Source organism: Actinomadura sp. NBRC 104425 (genome assembly GCF_030269545.1).
Classification (GTDB): Bacteria; Actinomycetota; Actinomycetes; order Streptosporangiales; family Streptosporangiaceae; genus Spirillospora; species Spirillospora keratinilytica.
Map to the genome: position 1 here is coordinate 526,028 of NZ_BSTN01000001.1, position 19,772 is coordinate 545,799.

The 19,772-nt window shown below is 71.8% G+C and carries 20 protein-coding genes and 1 other RNA gene; 7 read left to right on the forward strand and 14 right to left on the reverse strand.

Going from position 1 to position 19,772, the window contains the following annotated elements; all coding sequences use genetic code 11:
- The first annotated feature begins 71 nt into the window (after positions 1 to 71).
- Positions 72 to 2,192 (forward strand): hypothetical protein, encoded by a 2,121-nt coding sequence (locus tag QSK22_RS02430; protein ID WP_285492235.1) that lies wholly within the window; start codon positions 72 to 74, stop codon positions 2,190 to 2,192.
- Positions 2,193 to 2,254: 62 nt separating this feature from the next.
- On the opposite strand, the gene QSK22_RS02435 is transcribed toward QSK22_RS02430, so the two are convergent.
- Entirely contained in the window at positions 2,255 to 2,722 is a 468-nt protein-coding gene (locus QSK22_RS02435) for a cysteine dioxygenase (protein ID WP_285492236.1), read from the reverse strand.
- A gap of 752 nt (positions 2,723 to 3,474) precedes the next feature.
- Between QSK22_RS02435 and QSK22_RS02440 the strand changes: the two genes are divergently transcribed.
- Complete coding sequence (locus QSK22_RS02440; protein ID WP_285492237.1) at positions 3,475 to 4,191, forward strand: GntR family transcriptional regulator; 717 nt, start codon at positions 3,475 to 3,477, stop codon at positions 4,189 to 4,191.
- 145 nt (positions 4,192 to 4,336) lie between these two features.
- Here the strand turns inward: QSK22_RS02440 and QSK22_RS02445 are convergent, their stop codons facing one another.
- Complete coding sequence (locus QSK22_RS02445; RefSeq protein WP_285492238.1) at positions 4,337 to 6,454, reverse strand: WD40 repeat domain-containing serine/threonine protein kinase; 2,118 nt, start codon at positions 6,452 to 6,454, stop codon at positions 4,337 to 4,339.
- Between the two features lie 317 nt (positions 6,455 to 6,771).
- Here QSK22_RS02445 and QSK22_RS02450 point away from each other — a divergent pair, with 317 nt between their 5' ends.
- Together QSK22_RS02450 and QSK22_RS02455 are read left to right on the forward strand one after the other, a co-directional pair.
- Positions 6,772 to 8,010 (forward strand): MFS transporter, encoded by a 1,239-nt coding sequence (locus tag QSK22_RS02450; RefSeq protein WP_285492239.1) that lies wholly within the window; start codon positions 6,772 to 6,774, stop codon positions 8,008 to 8,010.
- 1,257 nt (positions 8,011 to 9,267) lie between these two features.
- The gene (locus tag QSK22_RS02455) at positions 9,268 to 10,080 is read left to right on the forward strand and encodes a DUF2637 domain-containing protein (RefSeq protein ID WP_285492240.1); all 813 of its coding nucleotides are present in this window, start codon (positions 9,268 to 9,270) and stop codon (positions 10,078 to 10,080) included.
- A 330-nt stretch (positions 10,081 to 10,410) separates the two neighbouring features.
- Here the strand turns inward: QSK22_RS02455 and QSK22_RS02460 are convergent, their stop codons facing one another.
- A complete protein-coding gene (locus QSK22_RS02460) occupies positions 10,411 to 10,674 on the reverse strand; it encodes a GntR family transcriptional regulator (RefSeq protein ID WP_285492241.1) in 264 nt (87 codons plus the stop codon).
- 195 nt (positions 10,675 to 10,869) lie between these two features.
- Between QSK22_RS02460 and QSK22_RS02465 the strand changes: the two genes are divergently transcribed.
- On the forward strand, positions 10,870 to 11,142 hold the full coding sequence (locus QSK22_RS02465) for a hypothetical protein (protein ID WP_285492242.1): 273 nt from the start codon (positions 10,870 to 10,872) through the stop codon (positions 11,140 to 11,142).
- A 175-nt stretch (positions 11,143 to 11,317) separates the two neighbouring features.
- Here QSK22_RS02465 and QSK22_RS02470 read toward each other — a convergent pair whose 3' ends face one another.
- The 9 genes from QSK22_RS02470 to QSK22_RS02510 all read right to left on the reverse strand — a co-directional run bounded on the left by QSK22_RS02470 (position 11,318) and on the right by QSK22_RS02510 (position 15,172).
- Positions 11,318 to 11,764: a hypothetical protein gene (locus tag QSK22_RS02470; protein WP_285492243.1), complete on the reverse strand. Its 447-nt coding sequence runs from the start codon at positions 11,762 to 11,764 to the stop codon at positions 11,318 to 11,320.
- Entirely contained in the window at positions 11,754 to 12,137 is a 384-nt protein-coding gene (locus QSK22_RS02475; protein ID WP_285492244.1) for a hypothetical protein, read from the reverse strand. Before QSK22_RS02475 ends, QSK22_RS02470 begins: the two co-directional genes overlap by 11 nt.
- A 116-nt stretch (positions 12,138 to 12,253) precedes the next feature.
- Positions 12,254 to 13,114, reverse strand: coding sequence for a major capsid protein (locus QSK22_RS02480; protein ID WP_285492245.1), 861 nt, complete (start codon positions 13,112 to 13,114; stop codon positions 12,254 to 12,256).
- Positions 13,115 to 13,201: 87 nt separating this feature from the next.
- On the reverse strand, positions 13,202 to 13,603 hold the full coding sequence (locus QSK22_RS02485) for a hypothetical protein (RefSeq protein ID WP_285492246.1): 402 nt from the start codon (positions 13,601 to 13,603) through the stop codon (positions 13,202 to 13,204).
- Positions 13,596 to 13,820: a hypothetical protein gene (locus QSK22_RS02490; RefSeq protein WP_285492247.1), complete on the reverse strand. Its 225-nt coding sequence runs from the start codon at positions 13,818 to 13,820 to the stop codon at positions 13,596 to 13,598. The genes QSK22_RS02485 and QSK22_RS02490 overlap by 8 nt, the downstream gene beginning before the upstream one ends.
- Positions 13,817 to 13,942, reverse strand: a complete 126-nt coding sequence (locus QSK22_RS02495) for a hypothetical protein (protein ID WP_285492248.1) — start codon at positions 13,940 to 13,942, stop codon at positions 13,817 to 13,819. Before QSK22_RS02495 ends, QSK22_RS02490 begins: the two co-directional genes overlap by 4 nt.
- A 2-nt stretch (positions 13,943 to 13,944) precedes the next feature.
- On the reverse strand, positions 13,945 to 14,580 hold the full coding sequence (locus QSK22_RS02500; RefSeq protein WP_285492249.1) for a MarR family transcriptional regulator: 636 nt from the start codon (positions 14,578 to 14,580) through the stop codon (positions 13,945 to 13,947).
- On the reverse strand, positions 14,577 to 14,972 hold the full coding sequence (locus tag QSK22_RS02505) for a hypothetical protein (RefSeq protein ID WP_285492250.1): 396 nt from the start codon (positions 14,970 to 14,972) through the stop codon (positions 14,577 to 14,579). The genes QSK22_RS02500 and QSK22_RS02505 overlap by 4 nt, the downstream gene beginning before the upstream one ends.
- On the reverse strand, positions 14,969 to 15,172 hold the full coding sequence (locus QSK22_RS02510) for a helix-turn-helix transcriptional regulator (RefSeq protein WP_285492251.1): 204 nt from the start codon (positions 15,170 to 15,172) through the stop codon (positions 14,969 to 14,971). The genes QSK22_RS02505 and QSK22_RS02510 overlap by 4 nt, the downstream gene beginning before the upstream one ends.
- A 90-nt stretch (positions 15,173 to 15,262) precedes the next feature.
- On the opposite strand from QSK22_RS02510, the gene QSK22_RS02515 reads away from it, so the two are divergent.
- On the forward strand, positions 15,263 to 15,751 hold the full coding sequence (locus tag QSK22_RS02515; RefSeq protein WP_285492252.1) for a hypothetical protein: 489 nt from the start codon (positions 15,263 to 15,265) through the stop codon (positions 15,749 to 15,751).
- 107 nt (positions 15,752 to 15,858) lie between these two features.
- A complete protein-coding gene (locus QSK22_RS02520) occupies positions 15,859 to 16,962 on the forward strand; it encodes a tyrosine-type recombinase/integrase (RefSeq protein WP_285492253.1) in 1,104 nt (367 codons plus the stop codon).
- Between the two features lie 70 nt (positions 16,963 to 17,032).
- On the opposite strand, the gene ssrA is transcribed toward QSK22_RS02520, so the two are convergent.
- Positions 17,033 to 17,406: a transfer-messenger RNA gene (gene ssrA / locus QSK22_RS02525) on the reverse strand.
- Positions 17,407 to 17,741: 335 nt separating this feature from the next.
- A complete protein-coding gene (locus QSK22_RS02530; protein ID WP_285492255.1) occupies positions 17,742 to 19,769 on the reverse strand; it encodes a penicillin-binding transpeptidase domain-containing protein in 2,028 nt (675 codons plus the stop codon).
- Positions 19,770 to 19,772 lie beyond the last annotated feature (3 nt).

A 19,772-nucleotide genomic window follows, 5' to 3' on the forward strand; every position in this document is an offset into this window, starting at 1 on the left:
CGGTCCCGTCCTGCCGGTTTATGCGATCATGGTGTGATCAACGTCTCCCCGCGCCGGTGAGGGTGATGCGCATGTCCGGCGTTTCGGATCGCCGTCCGGAGTCGTTCTCGCCCGCACTGGCGTGGGTGGTGGTGCTCGCCTCGCTCGCGTTCGCCGTGTTCGGGCTGGGCCAGGCGGTCCGCGAGGACCGCGCGGCCGACCGCGCCGCGGCCGGGGACGGCCGTGCGGGCGCGTTCGTCGCCGAGTCGCGCAGCTGCGGCCGCGGCGGCTGCTTCTGGTACGGGACGTTCACTCCCGACGGCGCCCCGCAGGACGGCACCTCCGGCGTCCGGCTGCGCGGCGTGGACGCGGACGCCGTCGCCCGCGGCGACCGGGTTCCCGCCCTCGACGTGGGGGCACACGACTCCGTGTACGCGGCGGACGGCTCCCCGGAGCGGGGCGAGGCCGTCTCGGCACTGGTGTTCGGGCTGGTGTTCGGCGCCATCGGTCTCGTCGGCGCGGCGGTCTTGGCCCTGCGGACGCCGTGGGCCGAGCTGCCCGGGCGCCTGCGGGCCTTCGACCCGGCCGATGCCCTGCGATCCCGGGCCCGCGAGCTGTTCACCGCGGACCGCTGGGGCTGGAGCGCCTGGGGCCCGTCCGCGGTGCCGGTGAAGATCGTCCGAGCGCCGGCGCGGACCTGCGGCTGGGCGCTGGCGTATCCGTTCGTGCTGCCGGCGGCGATCGGCTCCGCCTGGGCAGGCTCGGAGTTGCTGCTGCACGACGACCCCGCCGGTTTCGACGAACTGCTGTTCAACCTGTTCCTCGCCGCCGCGCTGGCGGTGCCCGTCACCCTGGCGGTGCAGATCGGCCGGATGCTGCTGCTGCGCCCGAGGCTGCGGGTGCTCGACGACGAGATCGTCATTCGAGACGGCGTGCTGCTGTGGAAGGCGGCGCGGATCCGGCGTGCGGACATCGCCGCCGTCCGGGCGACCGGCGAGTCCTCCGGCGCTTATCTGGGCGCGGACGGGCATGCCGAACTGACGCCGTTCCGGGAACCGCTCAACCTCGATCTTCTGCTCCGCACCGGCGTGCGTCTGCCCGGACGGCGCCGCAGGTGGGGCAACTGGATCTGGCTCATCCACCCGGGCATGGACCGGCGCCTGGCCGACCGCCCTCTGCTGCCCCGGCGCGGCGAGCGGTACCGCCGGATCTCGTTGCGCGTCAGCGACCCGGAACGGGTGGCGGGCGACCTGCGCCGCTGGCTGGGCGTCCCGGAGACGCCGCCCCGCCAGCCGGGCTTCGAGCCCGCCGACCACTTCCTGCACGGCAGGCGCGCCGTCCACACCGGCACCGGCGACCGGTCGATCACGATCAAGGAGACGTCACCGCAGCCCGTGCTCGCCGAGATCGCCAACGACGGCGCCGCTCGCCTGCGCGTCCTCGCGGGCCGCACCGGCCTGCGCCCGGGGGCGCCGCCGACGTCGGTGCCCGGCGGCGCGTCCGCCCGGTTCGTCGTCGACGGCGGGGCGCGGCTGCGGGTCAAGGCGGCGGGCGCCTGGACGGTCGCGTTCGGCGACGCGGAAACGGCCCGCGCGTTCGACCGGACGATCTCCGGCCGCGGATGCGACGTGGTCGGATACGAGGGGCCGCCCGGCATCGGCATCCTCACCGAAGGCGGAGCCGATGAGGTGCTCCTGCGCGGCCCCGATCTCACCCTCCGCCACAGCGTGGGGCAGGTCGTCCCCGTCGAGCGGCGGGGACCGCAGCCGGCCGCGCTCGCCTCCGTCTGCTCGTTCGCCGTCCCCACCGGAGCCGTCCTGGAAGTGCGTGCGGACGGCGACTGGACCATCGAGATCCTGCCGCTGCGGCAGATACCGGACACCCCGGACCTGCTGGTTGGGCCGGGCGCAGACCATGTCCACCCGTTCGGCGCCTCTTCCGTGCAGGGCGCCCACCCGGCGGTGCTGCTCTACACCGGCCCTTCGGCGCGCCTGGAGACGTCCTTCCTCGGGAAGGGCGGCTTCACCGTGCACCGCCTCACCGAGGGGCTCGCACCGGCCGACGATGACGGTGCGCCGATCGACCTGCAGCCGTGGACGCTGCTCCAGGTCGGCACCAGCGGCTCCGGCCGCTGGCGGCTGCGCGCGGCCATCACGGCGGGCACCGACCGCCACACCGAATCAGGACTTGAGGAGGGCGCGCCCGCGCGGTGATCCGCGTCCACCGCCTGTCTTGAGCACCGGCGGTGGACGCGGAGCCGCAGCGCGTCACCGGGTCACCACTGCTCGGCGCGCTCCTCGGCCAGCAGCCTCAGGCCGGAGTCGGTGCGCTCGTAGCGGTTCATCACCGACAGCGGCGGCGAGTACACGTGCACGCTCACGGCGGGCGCCGTCGAGGTGTTGCGCACGTCGTGGATGTAGTCGGGGCCGAACGCGCGCGTCTGCCCCGTGCCGACCTGCCGCGTGCCGCCCAGGTCGTCCTCCTCCAGCTCCCCCAGCGCGACGGCGAACGCGCCGCGCGAGCCGCCGTGGTCGTGCAGGCCGGTGGACTGGCCGGGCAGCCAGCTGATCAGCCAGACCTCGTGGTCCTCGTCCTGGTGCAGCCGCTCGTACCAGCGCCCGTCGGGGTTGAGCCGCACGCGCCACAGCCAGTCGCTCGGGTCGGCGGCCAGCGCGCTCGCCATCTCGGCCAGCCTGTTCGCGGTCGCGGGCGTGGTGGTGGGCGCGGTCGTGCTCGCGGTCATGGTGTTTCGGTCCCTTTCCTCGTCGCTTCGGCTCGGCTCAACGCTCGGCGCGGCGACACAGGTCGCTGGCCTGCCGCCGGAAGTCGACGTGCAGGCGCGACCAGAGGGAAGTTCCGGGACGCATGGCGACCAGCATACCGGTTTCCGGACCATGCCAGTCGGAATTGTGGGTTGACCTTAGCGGCACCCCGCCTCGCGGGCGGGGTGCGGCGGTCACGCGCCGTCGGGGGCGGGAGACGAGTCCAACAGGGCGCGCAGCACGTAGGGCATGACGCCGCCGTGCAGGTAGTGCTGGACCTCGCGGGGGTATCGAGCCGCATCGGCGAGGTCGCCGCCCGGCGGCCGGCCCGGGCGGCAGTGATCGGCTCGCTGGACTCGGCCGTCGCCGACTCGGTGCCGGCACCAGCGCCCCCGACACCACGTAGAGGGTGATGGCCGCGATGCTGACCCACTTGAGCCGGCCGAGGTCGAGCTTGCGCAGCCGGGTGGCCTTGCCCCGCACCGAGACGAACTGCTGCGCGTCCCGCAGCAGCTTGACCTGCAAGACCACCAGCAGCGCCGCGACCATTTGCTTCGTTATAACCTATTACCTCAACCCCCGGGCAAGATCTTTTGGTCGGCCCCCTTCCCCCGTTCCGTCCGGACCAGGATGTTTGCGCCCTACAGGCGGGATGCCCCGGCCCGGCAAGTGGGTCGGTCCAGGCGACAGCGGTGGTGTAGGCTATAAGCGTGACCGACGCGATGGGGGGCCCATGAGCCAGCCGACGGAGCCCATGACCAAGGCCGAGTTCGCCTACGTGCAGGTCCGGGAGCGGATCCTGTCGGGCGAGCTCCCCCCGGGGTCGGTCATCCCCCAGGCGAAACTCGCGCGTGACATCGGCATCAGCACCACCCCGTTGCGCGAGGCGCTGCGCCGCCTCAAGAGCGACGGCCTGGTCGATCTGGACGCCCACCGGGACGCCCGGGTGACGCCGCTGACCGCGGAGGAGGCCCGGGACCTGCTGGAGATCCGGCGTTCACTCGACCCGCTGGCGGCCGCGCTGGCCGCCGAACGCCGCACCAAGGACGACATCCGCGCCCTGCGCGAGTCCGCCCACGGCCTGCGCCCCCTGCCCGGCGAGCCGACGGTCGAGCAGCTGGTCGCGCACCGCCGGTTCCACGCCGCGATCTACCGCGCCTCCCACAACGACCTGCTCATCAGCACCCTTGACGGGCTGTGGGACAAGGCCGACCGGTACCGGCGGCTCGCCCTGGAGGTCGAACGCAGCCAGGCCGAACGCGACAAGAAGGCGGCCGAGCACCAGGCGCTGCTGGACTGCGTCATCGGCGGCGACGCCGAGGGCGCCGCCGCGGTGATGCGCGAGCACATCGACACCAGCCTGGGCGTCCAGGCGGCCCGCCGGCTCCGCACGGCCTCCGCCGCGGACGGGGAGACCCGACCGGCCGCCGCCCTGCTGCAGGACGCCTGAGACCGGGCACGCCTCCCCGGCTCAGCGGGGGAGACTGCGACGACATCCACGCGACACCCGCGAAGGGCGGATCGACCGCGTCACACCCCGGCTGTCGCGCGCGGCCGCACCGACCCGCCGCGCTCCCATGTGCGCAGGGGGCGCCTCACTCGGTGCCGGAGCCGACCTTCCACAGCCGCACCGTGTGATCGACATGGCCGGTGGCCAGGGTCCTGCCGTCCGGGCTGAAGGCGACCGCGTCGACCGTCATCACACGGACCTTGTAGGTGGTGGGCCGGTTGGTGGCCAGATCCCACACCCACGTCGTGCCGTCGGCGTCACCCGCGGCCAGGTACTTGCCGTCCGAGCTGTAGGTGAGCGACTTGATCCAGTTGGCGGCGTTGTCGAAGGTGCCGATCATGCGCTTGCCCGCCACACTCCACAGGCGCACCTTGTTGTCGCCTCCGCCGGACGCCAGGGTCTTGCCGTCCGGGCTGAACGCCACCGCGAAGACGCCGTCGTCGTGGGTGCCGAGCTCCGCGATGTTCCGCGCGGTCGCCACGTCCCACAGCGTCACCGGGTTCTCGTTGCTGCCGATCGCCAGGATCTTGCCGTCGGGGCTGAACGCGACCGACTCGGCGTTGTAGGCCAGGCCCTCCAGCTCGGCGCGCACCCGCCGGGTGGACATGTCCCACAGCTTCATGGAGGGGCTGCCGCTGTCGGCGGCGGCCAGGATCCTGCCGTCCGGGCTGAACGCCAGGGAGGAGATGCGGATGCTCCTGTCCTTGAGGACGGCGCCGGCCTGCCTGGTCCTGGTGTCCCACAGCTGGACCCCGTCGCCCTCCCCGGCGGCGGCCAGGATCCTGCCGTCGGGGCTGTAGGCCACCGAGTAGACCGCTTCCCCGTAGTCGTCCAGAACGGCGACGGCGCGTTCGCCGGAGACGTCCCACAGCCGCACCGTGCCGTCCATGGCGCCCGAGGCGAGGGTCTTGCCGTCCGGGCTGAACGCCACCGCATGCACGTCGTCGGTGTGGCCCTTGAGGACGGTGCTCTCGGACTCGCCGGAGGTGAGCAGGCGGTCCGCCGCCCAGACGCCCCCACCCACGGCCGCGCCGGCCACGACGACGAACCCGCCGAGCAGGACGGCGCGGCGCCCCGTCTTGCGGCGCGGCGGCGGGCCGCCCTGCGGCATCCCGGCCACCGGCGGAGGCATCGGCCCGACGCCCGCGCCCGGCTGGGCGTGCGGGACGGCCGGGGCGGCCGGCGGCACGTTCGGGGCGGGGGCGGCGCCCACCGGCCACGGCTGCGGGGTCTGGACGCCGGGGGCGGGGTGGACGGGCTGCGGCACGCCCGGGTAGGGGGCGGCGGGAGCCGGATTCGCCGGCGGGGGCGTCGGGACCGGGTTCGGGGCCGGCGTCGGCGACCAGGACGGCGGCTGCTCCATGGGCGGCACGGGGCCGGCGGAGGCCAGGGCCCGCAGCCGCGCCGCCACCTCCTCGGCCGAAGCGGGCCGGTCGGCGGGGTTCTTGGCGAGCAGCCACAGGACGAGCCGGTCCAGCTCCGCGGGGATGTCGGGTCGGCGCCGGGACGGCGGCACCGGCTCGGCGGTCAGGTGCTGCCGCATCAGCGCGGGCACCGTCTCGCCGTCGAACGGCGCGTCGCCGGTCAGCAGCGCATACAGGGTGCAGCCGAAGGCGTACAGATCGGTGCGGGCGTCGGCGGGCCGACCCTCGTACTGCTCGGGCGCCATGTAGGCGGGCGTGCCCAGCATCCCGCCGGTGGCGGTGAGCCGGCCGGTGGCGTCGACGGACCGGGAGATCCCGAAGTCGCAGATCTTCACGCCGCCCTCGGCGAGCTCCATGAGGTTGGCGGGCTTGATGTCGCGGTGCACCACGCCCCTGCGGTGCGCGTAGGCCAGCGCGTCCGCCACCGCGGCCCCCGTCTCCACGACCCGGTCGACGGGCAGGCCGCGGGGGTTGCGGGCCAGGATCTCGGTGTAGTCGGTGCCGTCCAGCAGCTCCATCACGAAGAACGGGTGACCGTCGTGCTCCCCGATGTCGTGGACCACGGTGATCCCCGGGTGCTGCAGCTGCGCGGCGTTCTCGGCCTCCCGCCGCAGCCGAGCGACCACGGTGGACGAGCCGTACATGCTCCCCAGGACGATCTTGACTGCGACCCGCCGCCGCAATTGCGTGTCCTCGGCGGCCCACACCTCTCCCATGCCGCCTTGGCCGAGCCGCTTGGTGAGCCGGTATCTACCGGCGAGCACCTCTCCGGTTTCCACGCCCCTGTCCCTTCCTCGGCAACCGCCACCGTCGCCGGGCGGCATAAATCACACCACCGGCCGCTGACGTTCTGCAAACACATCGCGGACCCATATTGACTACGGACCGGACGGCTCCGGATCGCCTGTGCCGCGGCCCCTCGAACGGCCGTTGGGAAAGGCACCGACGTGCTCGGCCGCCGAACTGCTGCGACCGATACGTCACTGATCGTTAACAAACGCTTCCACTCAGCGGAAGAGGATCCGCGGCAACGCGCTGACCCGCCGAGACCATGGACGCCACCCCGTTTCGTGAGGCAGTTCACAGGAGGTCGCTTATGGCGTCCCACCCCGCTCGTGCCTGGGCGCTGCCGCTCTGCTGGGCGGCCGTGCTCCTGGACGGCTTCGACCTGGTGGTGCTCGGCACGGTCATCCCCGTCCTACTGCGCGAGCACGTCTGGGACATGACCCCGGGCACCGCGTCGGCGGTGTCCACGGCCGGCCTGGTCGGCATGACCATCGGCGCGCTGGCGATCGGCGCGATCACCGACATCGTCGGCCGCCGCAAGGCACTGATCATCGCGGTGACCGCCTTCTCGGTGTTCACCGTCCTGTGCGCGGTCGCGCCGTCGGCCGCGGTGTTCGGACTGCTGCGCTTCCTGGCCGGTCTCGGGCTGGGCGGCTGCCTGCCCACCGCGATCACCCTGGTCGGTGAGCACGCCCGGCAGGAACGCAGCAGCAGCGCCACCACGACGATCATGACCGGCTACCACGTCGGTGCCGTCCTCACCGCCCTGCTGGGCATGGCGGTCATCCCGTCGCTGGGCTGGCGCGCCATGTTCGTGATCGGCGCCCTGCCCGCGCTGGTGCTGGTGCCGCTCATGGTGCGGTACCTGCCCGAGTCCACCTCGTTCCTGGCCGCCCGCGCGTCCGGTGCAGCGAAGCCGGCCGCCACCGCCACGGTGGGCACCCTGTTCCGGGGCGGCCTGCTGCGCACGACGCTGGCGTTCTGGGTGGCCTCTTTCATGGGGCTGCTGCTGGTGTACGGCCTGAACACCTGGCTGCCGGAGATCATGCGGCAGGCCGGCTACCCGCTCGGCGCCGCGCTGAGCCTGCTGCTCACCCTGAACCTCGGCGCCATCGCCGGCCTGTTCCTCGCCGGATACGTGGCCGACCGCAGGGGCGTGCGCCCGGCGACGATCGGCTGGTTCGGCGCCGCGGCGGTGTTCCTGGCGCTGCTCAGCATCAAGCTGCCGAGCGTCGGCCTGTACGCGGCGGTCTTCCTCGCGGGCTGCTTCGTGTTCAGCGCACAGGTCCTCGTCTACGCCGCCGTCAGCCGCGCCTACCCGGTGGCGAGCCGCGCGACCGGCCTCGGCGCCGTGGCCGGAGTCGGACGCATCGGCGCGATCTGCGGCCCGCTGCTCGGCGGCTCCCTGCTGTCGGCCGGACTCGCTTATCCCTGGGGCTTCTACGCGTTCGCCCTGATCGGCGCCCTGGGTGCGGCCGCGATGACCTTCACGTCAATCCGCCACGAGCCCGCACCCGCCGAACGAACCCCAGCAGCCGTCCACTCCTAACCCCGCGCCCCGGGCCGTCCCCCACCCCGACGGCCCGGGGCCCACTCACACCCCCGACCGGCCCCTCAGGGATCACCCCCGGAAGAGATCCAGAACAAGCCGAAGGAAACAGCCCCCGCACAGGGGCCCCGCGACCACACATCGCCCCCAGACACACAACAGGCCCTGTGCGGAGGCAAGCGCAGCTCACCAAGCACAGGGCCCGACGCAAGTCTCCAGGAGGTCCCCCCGGAGAACCCGGAACAAGTCGAACGAAGCGGCCCCGCAAGGCGGCGACCACACATCCCCAGACACGCAAGCGAGCCCCGCGCGCAGGCGAGCGCAGCTCACCAAGCAGGGTCCAACGGGGGCCTAGGAGGTCACCCTGCGAAACGAGCCGAGGGAAGCAGCCCCCGTCAGGGACCGCAACCACGCGTCCCCCACAAAGCACAACAGATGGCGAGCGCAGTGCGCCGAGCACAGAGCCCAACAGGGGTCGTAGGGAGAACCCCCCTCCGGCACACGGAACAAGTCGAACGAACCGCCCCCCGCAAAAGGCCCCGAGACCACACGTCGCCCCCCAGACACACAACAGGCCCTGGGCGGAGCCGAGCACGGCCCACAAAGCACAGACCCCAACTGGGATGCCGGAGGTCACACCCCCAGGAGACCCCGAAACGCGGTAGCGGAAGCACCCCGCAAGAAGCCGCAACCGCACAGCCCACGAGGCACAGCGCGCCCTACACGCGGACAAACACAGCCCACCGCCCCCCAGCGCACAAGCCTCAGGGACACCCCCGAAGACTCCAGAACGAGTTGAACGAAGCGGTCCCGCAAGGCTCGCGTCACACATCGCCCCCAGACACGCAACAGGCCCTGTGCGGAGGCGAGCGCGGCTCGCCGAGCACAGGGCCCAACGGGGGTCCAGGGGGTCGCCCCCCTGGGACAGATTCGGAACGAGTCGCGGGAAGCGGCCCCGCAGGGGCCGCGACCACACGTCGCCCACGAAGTGGAGGTGGCGGGAATCGAACCCGCGTCCTTCATACGGCACCGTTGGGTACCGTTGGGCACCGTTGCCTAAGACGCTCTGACCAGCGCCTTAGACGGTTCTGGACGTTGACTTACGTTGATCAGAGTTGACCGTCTTCCGTCATTTTGCGGGCGTAAAGTGGGCGCGCCCGCCCCAGCCTGGACGGCCGCCGTCAACCCATGAAGGCGGCCCCGGACGCGGTGACTCCACCACCGGCCGGGGCCTGATCAGCGAACGGAGCGCTGACTATGTCCGATCGTCTCATCCGAGTGACCGCCGCGCTCGTCGTGGTCACGGTCGCCGCGATCGCGGCTGTGATCTCCTACCGGCACGCCTACACGTTGGCCGTCCAGCACGGCGAGACCGGCACGACGGCCGCGCTCGTCCCCGTGACCGCCGACGGGCTTCTCCTCGTCGCCGGCCTGGTGATGCTCGACTCGGCCCGGCGGGACGCACCGCCCCCGGGCCTGGCGCGGCTGGCGCTCGCGCTCGGCATCGTGGCGACCATCGCGGCGAACCTCGCCCACGGCGTCGCTCACGGCGTCGTGGGCGCCCTGGTGGCCGCGTGGCCCGCCGTGACCCTGATCCTGACCGTCGAGCTGCTCATGGGGCTCATCAGGGCCCGGCAGGGCGTCCGGCCCGCCGAGGCGATGGCGATGCCGGCAGAGGCGGAGGCGGTCGAGCCCGAGCCGTGGCCCGACGGCCCGGTCGGCATGGAGTGGTGGGACGTGCTCCCGGCCCTCGCGACCACCCGTGAGGCCGACCCCGCACCGGTCGCGACCGCGGTCGCGGGACCGGATGATCTCGCCGAGCTGATCGCGACCGCCCGGGCCCGCTTCGCCGAGGTGCTCGCGACCGGTGGTCTCCCGTCGGTCCGGGCGCTGCGCCGGGAGCTGCGCATCGGCCACCCGCGCGCCGTTCGCGTCCGTGCCGCCCTGGAGGCCGAGAGCGCCCGTGAGAGCGCTCGTGAGAGCGCTCGTGAGCCGGTCGCGACCGCTCGCGAGAGCACCCCCGAGGGGGGCGTGTCCGGTCGCGAGAGCGGCGAGAGCAGCGCCGCGTGACGCATAAGGCCCGGGCGCGTGGGGCCTGGAATCCGTGGCCCCCCCATTAGGAGATGTAGAATCAACATGACCTATGGAGTCCGGCCCGTGCGCGCGGGGACGGAAATTCCGATGGATTCCATCGCCTTTTCGTGCGCCCCGTGCGCACGTGGGCAGGGGGGAAACTCCCGCAGATCTGCGGGAACACTTATGGACTCTCCGCATTGAACGGCTTCACGCCGTTACCGTGCGGCCCGTGCGCACGTGGGCAGGGGAGGGCGTCCATGGGCGTGGACACCCCTGGTGGCCGTCCGCCCCGGCGTGTGGGGCGGCGGTCTACTCGTCGCCGGCCTAGTCGCCGTCCTCGGCCCGGTCGTCGTCCGGCTGGGCCTTCACGAACATCCCCCGCCCCGGTGACGACTCGATCAGACCCTCGTCCTTCAGCACGGCCAGCGACTTGCGGATGGTCTTCTGGTTCAGCCCGAACTCGCGCTCCATGTCCATGAGCGACGGCAGGCGCTTACCCGGGGCGATCTCGCCCTTGGCGATGCGCTCCCTCAGGATGTCGGCGAGCTGCAGGTACGGCGCCCTGACGTCGTCATGGTTGATCGACATGGCCCGGAACGTACGTGGCCACGGGTGGCCAAACCAAGGTAGGGCATACCCTGGCCCACCATGGTGAACCTGTGTAGCATCCCGTGCACGTCCCGCTACGGCGGGGCGGTGCGCGCGGGCTGCCCGTCCTCTGGCAGGTCCTAGGCATCTCCATGGCGGGGGCCCGCGCGCCGCCGGCACCGATGGGAGGACGACATGGCGGACGGGCTGCCTGAGCTACCGGAGTGGGACGTGTCCTGCGACGACGACGGCCGGTGGTTGGCCCGGCGACGCGGCGGCCTGTCCCGCTATCAGCTCGAGTACGGGTGCCGCCTGCTCGTCGGCGCCAGCAGCTTCGGGGAGCTGGAGCTCGCGGTCACCGCCGAGCGCATCAAGGCGACGATCGTCGCCGCGGCCGAGGAGCTGGCCCGCGGCATGGCAGAGGCCGATCTCAAACGCCGCGCCGACCAGGACGGCGCGGCCACGTAGACCCCGCGGCCCTGGGGGTTGGGGGCATACTCCCCGGGGCCGCGGTTCCAGACGGCCGCGCCCCCGTGTGTGTGTAGGGGTACCTCCCGGGGGCGCGGCCGCACGAAATTGGTGCAGATCTGCACTAATTGATTCACCCGAGAGTGATCGGCCAGATGCGCTCCGTCTACTCGGACTAAGGCAGATCTGCCACCATGCCCGGGGGTAGGCGGTCGGCCCACCACCGCCACTCGGCGATGAACGCGTCCGGCCAGTCCGAGTGCGACGACGCGACCAGCGCGGCGTACTTCTCGCCTTCCCAGCCCGCCATGCCGTAGTCGAGCGCGCCGTCTCCCCGCCAGCGCCACCAGACCGACCACAGCAGCGCGCACTCCTCGCACAACAGGCCGCGATCCTGTCGGCACTCGTCCAGGGTGGCCAGCACCCGCCGAACCTCGGACACCGCGACGACGAGCGCGTCCACCGTCTCCCAAGTCATCACCCGGACACCGTTCCCGCCGCTGCCGACGCGCACCGTCCCGGCGTACCGGACCGGCACCGCATCGAGCGCCTCGAGTGCGGCGAGCAGCGCGGGCGCCCGGTCCTCGTGCCGACCGCCGCGCTGCCGACGCTCAAGACGCACGGCCCCACCTCGCCCGCGCGGCCCGCTGAGCCCGCCGAGACCGCGGCGACAGCCCGGCCGGAGTGTCCCCACCCACCAAGCCGGTCGGCAGGCCACTCGCAGCGACCACACGGCCGAGGATGGCGCGCTGCTGCCGCTCCTCCTGCACCAGCCTGAGCCACCGCGCGTCGTCGCCGGCCTCCTCGGCGGCGGCCATGCGGTCGCGCAACGCGGCCATGCGGTCGACGGCGCGGCAGACCTCGGCCACCAGCTCAACCTCCCACGGGTCGAGCTGTAGCGGCCCGTCCGGCATGTCGGCCAGCGCCTCGCCGATCCTGCGCCAGAGCGCCCTACCGGCCGCGCCGAGATCGGACGGCGGCCGCGAAGTCGCCATCGCAACGGTCTCCCTTCGTGAGCCAAGCATCGCGCCCTGTCAGAGGCGCTATGCCGAAACGATTTCGAAAACGGCCCCGGGGGAGGGGGTGCCCAGGGTGGTCACCCCCCACCCCATCAGGAGCTGCCGGTCAGCGCGAGCTTGAAGACCCGGTCGGCGTCGACCAGGGCGGCACCCGCGAATGTCGAAATGGCGACGACGTCGGAGAGCACGGACGGGTCGAAGTCGCGCACGGTGCGAAGTGCGATGCCCTGACTGACCGACGCGGCGGCGCTGGCGGCGCCGTCCGGGATGGCGGGTGCGCGGTTGCCCCATACGATCCCGGATCGGTGGTAGGCGACGGCCGTCCCGGCGGTGAGGGCGTTGGACTCGACGACGTTGAAGCCCCTGTAGCGGCCGATGGTGGCGTCGCGCAGGGCGCCCGGGCTTCCGGCCGCCGAGACGTCGCTCAGGTTGTCCAGGCGCAGCAGCACCGTAGCGAACTGCGGGGACACGGCGAGGTATCGGTCGCCGGTGGGGACGTTGGCGCTGCCGAGCGCCTCACGCGCGGCGAGGACGGCGTCTTCCACGGTCGACGCGGTGACGGTCGCGTCGTCGGTGGGCAGGGCGTTCATCACCCCGGCGACCTGGTCCTCAGCGCCGGCGGCGACGGCGGCCGCCATGGGCTGGAGCACCTGCGCGCCGAAGTCGACAAGCTCCAAGGTGAGCTGCTCGTCGGAGACGCGTGTGGCGTCGTACAGGTGCTCGACGGTCACGCTGACCGCCGTCTCGTCGAGCGGCGTGTAGGTGATGGTGGCGCCGGGGGTTGCCTGCGTCTTGGCGGTGCGAGGCTGCCGGACCCTGACGGTGATGGTGTCGCCGTTGTCGCCCGCGAACTCGGTGCCGGGGATCGCGGCGACGGTGCCGGGCAGGACGACACTCCGGGCGAGCAGCTCGACGGCGAGACTGGAGATGGACGATGCGGTGAGCAGAGCCATGGCCGGATTCCTTGACGGTTGTGGTGAACGGTTCGTGGTTTCCGTCCGGTCCGTCGCGGAATCCGGCCGGGGCGCGTCGCGCGCTGTTCAGCGCCTCATGATCTGGTCGGCGATGTCGGCGGCGCTGGGGGCGTTGGTGCCGTAGGGGTCGGCGCCGCCTCTGAGCGCCTCGGTGGGGCGCCGTTTCGGCGGCCCGGAGGGTGCGGGGCGGAACGCCTCGGTGAGGGCGTCGGCGGCGGCCTCCAGCTCTTCCCGGGTCTCACCGGTCAGGAACCGGGCCTGTGCCTCGGTCAGGCCCTTGGCCGCGGCGACTTCGCGTCGCAGGGCGGCGGCCTGCATCTCGGCCATCTTGGCGCGCACTTCGGCGAGTTCCTTCTCGGCGGCCTTGCGAGCCTCGCGCTCACGCTGCAGGGCCTTGATGCCGTTCTCGCCGAGCGGCGCGTCCTCCCGGTCGGCGCCGGTCTGGGTGCTGTTCTCCTGATCAGCCATCGCGGCCTCTCTCCTTTGATCGTAGCGGACAGTTGGTGACCACGGCGAACGACACGTCGCGTACGGCCAGCGGGGCGCCATCGGCGTCGGTCTCGGCGACCGTGAAGGCGAGCCGTTCGCCGTGCGCCTGGTCGACGGGCAGGCCGAGGTCCCGCAGGACGGCGAGCAGTGCCTCGTCGGGCTCGCAGGGGTCGGAGCGTGTGCCGAGGACGGTCACGGCGTCTCCGTGCCGTCGGTCTCGATGACCCGCTTGACGAGTTGCTCGTCGTCGCGGGCGGCGCACAGCGCGACGATGAACCGCAGGCAGTCGGTTTCGTCGGTCACCTTGATGCCGGTCATGATCAGTCCGTTTCGAATCCGTTTGCCGCGGTGAACCGCGGCGGCTGTGGAGTGGGCAGGAAGTCGTCGGGCCGGTCCCGGATGACCTTCTCGACGTAGGCCAGGGTGTTCGTTCGGCCCGGCCCGATCTGCCGGGCGACGGCGGCGGCGTGGTTCCGGTCGATGGTCCGGCCGCGGGTCTCTTTCAGAACGCTGATGATCTTGTCGATCACCTGAGAAGAGATCTGATCTTGATCTGAGAAGAGATCTGATCTGTGTCCCGCTGTGGGACTAGCGCTAGTCCCGCTCTGGGACTGGTCTGGTCCCGCTGTGGGACTAGCCTGGTCCCGCTCCGGGACTAGTCCCGCTGTGGGATTAGTGATGCGGTAGGTCGTGCGAGCGCGCTTGGACCGGGCGTCGTCGACGTCCGGACGCGCCCGGATCACCCATCCCTCGGCCTCAAGTCGGTTCAACTCCCGGGCCACCGTCGACCGGCCCAGCCCCGTAGCGCGGGCGAGGCCGGTCAAACTCGGCGAGTACTTGCCAGTGTCGAGCGTCCGGGCGTCCGCATGGACGAGCAGCACCAACAGCAGGAGCCTGGACATCGGAGGAAGGTCCGACGCCAGCACCGCGCGCTCGACGTCCCACCGGCTCGTCATGCGTTCCCGGTCTCCTGTTCACGGCGCAGCGCTTCGGCACACAGCTCGACCAGGGCGGCGCGGCGCGGCGAGTCATTGGGCAGCTCGCGAAACGACTTGTCGCCGCTCTGAACGGCACCCCAGGTGCTGGGCGGGACGTAGCCGTTCCACTGTTCGGGACGGGCGTAGCAGAGGGGCGGGGCGGTGAGCCGGTCGGCGAGATCGGCGTAGGCGAGGACGCGCCTGCGGCGCTGTGCCGCATGCTCGTGTGCCTTCACCCGCGCCGACTCCCACGTCGCGCGCATGTTGCGGCGCCCGCGGCGTACCATGGGCACGACGACGCGCCCACCCGACCGCTCGTCTTGTGCGCCCCCGGTCCGCACGCCGGGGGCGTTCTGCTTGTCAGGGGTCATCGGGCGGCCCCCTTGCCGTCGTCGACCTGTTCCCGAAGCTCCTGGTCGAATCTCTCGACCTCGGCCACGTCGTAGAGCACCTTCCCGCGCACCTTGATGCCGCGCGGCCCGTACCCGATGTGCCGCCAGTAGCGGATCGTGCTCTCGGGGCGCCTGTAGTGGTCTGCTACCTCGGCTGTGGTCATGTACTTCCGGAGCATGTGGGACCTCCGTTGATGGGGGTGTCGGTCCGTTGGCCCGAGTAGTACCACCGTTGACGGGGGTAGCGCAAGCGGGCTACCGTCGCCACCGTGGATGAGCGTTGGACAGTGACGAGCGACGTTGACCAGGGCGCCGGGTACATCTCGTTCGGCCCTCTGGGAGACAAGCTCCCCTCGGCCTTCACAGCGACCGTCGACTACGCGGAACGACCGGTCACCATGACCGTGCACGTCACCTTTGATGGGAGACGGGCGCGCGTCGACAAGCTGATCATCGAAAGCAAGAACGGTCGCGAGGTCACGCCACGCGATGTCGCGGGCCTCCAGCTCGGCGAAGTGGTCCGGGACGCTACCCGGGCACGGATCACGCCCGGCGCGGGGCTGGCCGTCGACCGGCGGCCCGACCGCCGGCCAACGCCTGACGAGCTGCAGCTCGTGGCAGGCGTCTATTGGGCTCACTACGTGATGTGGGGCGATCCGCGCCGCGCTGTGATGGCCATTTGGGACATTCCGCGCGCGACCGCGAACCGCTGGCTACGGCGGTGCCGTGAGCTGTACGACATGCCCGAGGTGGACTGATGGGGCGCCCTCCTCTGCCCGTGGGCACGGCTGGAAAGATCCGCTTTCAGAAGCTGGGGCCGCGTCGCATTCGAGCTCGAGTGAACTACCGAGATCACGACGGCGAGGTGCGGGAGATCACCCGATACGGCCCCACTCGAGCGGCGGCCGAACGCAGGTTGAAGGAGGCGATCCGCGACCGGAGCGGGCCGCCGACCGGCGGCGAGATCACGGCGGACACGAGATTGCGCGACGCGGCGCGACTGTGGTTGGCCGAGGTGGAGGAGTCGGACACCCTGACTCCCCAGACTCGGGAGATCTACGAGCGTGCGCTCGCGCGCATCTTGAAGGCGCTCGGTGGCCTGCTGCTGCGGGAGATCGGCGTACCGGAGGTGGACCGGTTCATCAAGGCCGTGCGCAAGAACCACGGCCCGTCTGCGGCGAAGACGGTTAAGAGCGTGCTGTCGCTGCTGCTTGGGATGGCGGTCCGGCACGGCGCCATGCCGACAAACCCGGTGCGTGACGCGGCGAAGATTTCGACGGGACGTCGCTCCCGGCCGCAGGCGCTGACGCGCGCGGATGAGGCCGCGATGCTGGCGAAGGTCGCGGCGGATGAGCGCGCGCAAGAGCTGGACGTCGCGGACCTGGTGGCCTTCCTGGACGGAACGGGCATGCGGATCGGTGAGGCGCTCGCCGTGCGCGCCGAGGTGGTCGACCTAGATGCCGGGGTCGTGGAGGTGTGCGCGACGGTCGCGCGCTTGAAGGGGAAGGGCACGGTGCTGCAGCTCCATCCCAAGACGGCGGCCGGGTGGCGGGTGATCGCCTTGCCCGATCATGTCGTCGAGCTGTGCCGCCGCCGGATGGCGATGTCGTGGCCGCACGGCGACCGGGAGATCACCGTCATCACGGCGGGCGGTGAGGAGGTCCGGCGCCCGGCCGGGGACGTCGGCCTGTTGTTCCCTGGTCTGTTCGGTGGTGTGCGGAACCCGAGCAACGCGAACCGGGACATCAAGGCGGTGCTGACGGGCATCGACGGCGAGCGGTTCGGGTGGGTCACGTCGCACACGTTCCGGCGGACGGTCGCAACCCGGCTCGACGAGGCCGGCCTGAGCGCCCGGGCGATCGCCGATCACCTCGGCCACGCCAAGCCGAGCATGACTCAGGACGTGTACATGGGGCGCAACGTGGCGGCCGCGCAGGCGGCCGAGATCCTCGGCAACCGGGAGGCGTAATGTGGGCTTAAAGTGGGCGCACAGCAAAGAAGCCGCCGATCAGAACGCGTCTGACCAGCGGCTTCCATGGCAGTGGAGGTGGCGGGAATCGAACCCGCGTCCTTCGGTGATGAGGCAGGGCTTCTCCGGGCGCAGCCTGCTAGGCGCTTTTCTCAGCCCCGGCGCTCTCGCAGGCGAGTCGCCGACGGGCTCAGTCGCTGTTGGGTGTCCCTACACACCCCGCGACCGGGTGCGCAGGTTGAGTCTCCTCATGATGCCGGATCCCGGGTCGGAGACGCTCCCGGGCCGACAGAGTTCGGCCTCGCTCAGGCGGCGAGGGCGAACTCGGACTGCTTCTGGTTGGCAGTTATTGGTTTGCGGTCACTGGGATTTACGAGGTCACGACCGCAACCCTCGGCCCGCTTCCCCTGCTTCGACCGACCGAAGTCGAAACCGGTCACCCCCATGTTCAGTTGTCAACCGGGACGGCGGACGCCCCGTCGACTGACGGTACAAGGATAACGCGCCTCGTGCCAAGGGAATTCCCCGCAGACAGGGTGATGCCCCGGTGGGCGACGTATCGCGCCCACCGGGGCTGACCGGCAGGGTCGGGCCGGTCCGGACGGCAGAGCCTCCCCCGAGACGAGGCTCTGGTCTCATCACGGCGACTGAGTCCGCAACCCCCCAAGCGGTGTCTCAGTCACCTGTTAAGACGACCAGAAGCCCGCGGATGGTTGCGACTCCCGGGTAAAGAGCTAACAAAGCCGCAACGGGCGTCCAAGAGGCCGTAACGGCGGCGGTCAGCGGGCCGCCCCGGTGGACGACGTCGCCGGGATGCCGCCCCGGAAGAACGTCGAGGCCAGCTGGGCCGCGTTGTAGCGGCCCTCCACCGCGATGGCCACGGCCGTGTCGGCGCGGGAGCCCACGAACCACGACACGACCTTCTCCTTGCCGTTCTCGGTGTAGGTGGCCGTCGCGTACACGCCCGACACCTTGCCGCCGCTGGACACGTCGGCGTCCCGCGCGGTGCCCTGGTACACCGACCGGCGGACCAGGTCCTTCAGGTCGGACGTGGCCACCGACGGCAGCGCCTGGGCCGGGTACCGCGACGAGGGGTCCTGCGGGGAACGCAGCAGGTACGGGGGCCGCCAACTGCCCGTCTCCACGGCGCCCGCGACCAAGGCCATGGCCAGGGGGCTGACGCGCACCCCGCCCTGCCCGATCGCGACGGCGGCCTTCTCGGCGTCGTTGCGGGGCGTCGGCACCGTCCCGGTGAACGCGAGCACGGTCAGGCCCCAGTCCTTGCCCAGACCGAACCGCTTGGCCTCGGCCATCAGCGTCGCGGTGTCCAGCCGGGTGCTGAGCTGGGCGATGGTGGTGGCGCAGGAGTAGGCGAAGTTGAGCTGCAGGCTCCGCTTGCCGCCGGCCCGGCCGCCGGGGTTGCTGAACGTCTGGCCGCCCACGGTGGCGGTCGCCGGGCACTCGGTCTGGGTGTTCTTGGTCAGGCCGCGCTGCAGCAGCGCCTCCGCCGAGACGATCCCGAACGTCAGCCCGGGCGGGTACTGGCCCTCCATGGCCAGGTTGCGGCCGCCGGCCAGCTTGTTGTTGGCCACCGCCAGCACCTCGCCCGTGCTGGGGCGCAGGGCCACCATGGACGCCGCCGCGGGCACCCTGGCCAGCGTCTGGTCCGCGCTCCTCTGATACCTGGAGTCCAAGGTGGTGCGGACGGGCTGCGGCTCCTGCCCGACCCACGAACGCAGCTCCTGGACGTTGCGGCCGGACGGATCCTGCGCGACCACCCGGACCGTCGGGGTGCCGGCCAGCCACCGCTGCAGCAGCAGCTGTATGCCGCTCACGCCGATCGTGTCGCCCGGCTGGTAAGGGGCGCCCACCTGCTGCAGCCGGTCGGCGGTGGCGGGGCCGAGCTCGCCGACCAGCTCGGGCGCGGCGCTGGACTGGATCGGCGCCCAGATGGTCTGGACGCTCAGCCCGGAGTTCTGCGGCATCCGCTGGGCGATCGCCACCCCCAGCGGGTGCCGCAGCGTCAGCAGCGGCAGGAACCGCTCCGGCGGCGCCGAGTTGACCCGGCCGACCAGCCGCTCGGTGTCCAGCTTCCGGCCGCCGTCGATCTTGGTGACCTTGGTGAGCTGCTCCAGCGTCTTCTCCGGGTCGCGCAGCTGCCCGGGGTAGACGCCGACGATGTCGGTCCTGACGTTGCGCAGCATGCGCTTGTCGTCGGAGTCGTAGATCGGCGCGCGCGGCGACACCTCGGTCAGCACGGCCAGCCGCATGCCCTCCCGCAGCCGCGGATGGATGATGGACGGGTCCCAGATGACCTTCCAGTCGCCGTCCACCCGGCGCAGCCGCATCCGGCTCTCGTAGGTCCACGGCTGGCCGTTCTCGCCCAGGTCGATCTTCACGGCGAACCGGGCGACCGCGTTGTCGCCGTTCTTGGTGATGGCCTTGGCGGGCGTGCCGCCCGACTGCGTGGGCAGGCCGAGCCCGAGCCGCAGGGACGCCGCGTCCAGCTGGCGGCGCAGCTGGCCGAGCTGGGTGGCCACCGCATTCTTGTCGGCGCCGGTGGTCAGGCGCGCCGCGGCCTTGTAGTTGCCGACCTCCCAGGCGATCAAAAAGTCCCGCACGGTCGGCATCGCGGACGGCTCGGCGAAGCAGCCCGACGTCACGGACGCGACCAGCAGGCCGCATCCCGCCACCGACACCACCCGGCGCGGCGTGGACGAGCCGGGACGCCGCCGCCGGCCCCAGCCTCCGCCACCGTGCCGTTCGAACCCGTCTGACGCGCTACTGCTCCGACCCGGGCTGCTCATCGA

Bases quoted from the DNA above. Each gene is read 5' to 3' on its own strand.
- QSK22_RS02430 (WP_285492235.1), top strand. From the start codon at position 72: ATGTCCGGCGTTTCGGATCGCCGTCCGGAGTCGTTCTCGCCCGCACTG.
- QSK22_RS02435 (WP_285492236.1), bottom strand. From the start codon at position 2,722: ATGACCGCGAGCACGACCGCGCCCACCACCACGCCCGCGACCGCGAAC.
- QSK22_RS02440 (WP_285492237.1), top strand. From the start codon at position 3,475: ATGAGCCAGCCGACGGAGCCCATGACCAAGGCCGAGTTCGCCTACGTG.
- QSK22_RS02450 (WP_285492239.1), top strand. From the start codon at position 6,772: ATGGCGTCCCACCCCGCTCGTGCCTGGGCGCTGCCGCTCTGCTGGGCG.
- QSK22_RS02455 (WP_285492240.1), top strand. From the start codon at position 9,268: ATGTCCGATCGTCTCATCCGAGTGACCGCCGCGCTCGTCGTGGTCACG.
- QSK22_RS02460 (WP_285492241.1), bottom strand. From the start codon at position 10,674: ATGTCGATCAACCATGACGACGTCAGGGCGCCGTACCTGCAGCTCGCC.
- QSK22_RS02465 (WP_285492242.1), top strand. From the start codon at position 10,870: ATGGCGGACGGGCTGCCTGAGCTACCGGAGTGGGACGTGTCCTGCGAC.
- QSK22_RS02475 (WP_285492244.1), bottom strand. From the start codon at position 12,137: ATGGCGACTTCGCGGCCGCCGTCCGATCTCGGCGCGGCCGGTAGGGCG.
- QSK22_RS02480 (WP_285492245.1), bottom strand. From the start codon at position 13,114: ATGGCTCTGCTCACCGCATCGTCCATCTCCAGTCTCGCCGTCGAGCTG.
- QSK22_RS02485 (WP_285492246.1), bottom strand. From the start codon at position 13,603: ATGGCTGATCAGGAGAACAGCACCCAGACCGGCGCCGACCGGGAGGAC.
- QSK22_RS02495 (WP_285492248.1), bottom strand. From the start codon at position 13,942: ATGACCGGCATCAAGGTGACCGACGAAACCGACTGCCTGCGGTTCATC.
- QSK22_RS02500 (WP_285492249.1), bottom strand. From the start codon at position 14,580: ATGACGAGCCGGTGGGACGTCGAGCGCGCGGTGCTGGCGTCGGACCTT.
- QSK22_RS02505 (WP_285492250.1), bottom strand. From the start codon at position 14,972: ATGACCCCTGACAAGCAGAACGCCCCCGGCGTGCGGACCGGGGGCGCA.
- QSK22_RS02510 (WP_285492251.1), bottom strand. From the start codon at position 15,172: ATGCTCCGGAAGTACATGACCACAGCCGAGGTAGCAGACCACTACAGG.
- QSK22_RS02530 (WP_285492255.1), bottom strand. From the start codon at position 19,769: ATGAGCAGCCCGGGTCGGAGCAGTAGCGCGTCAGACGGGTTCGAACGG.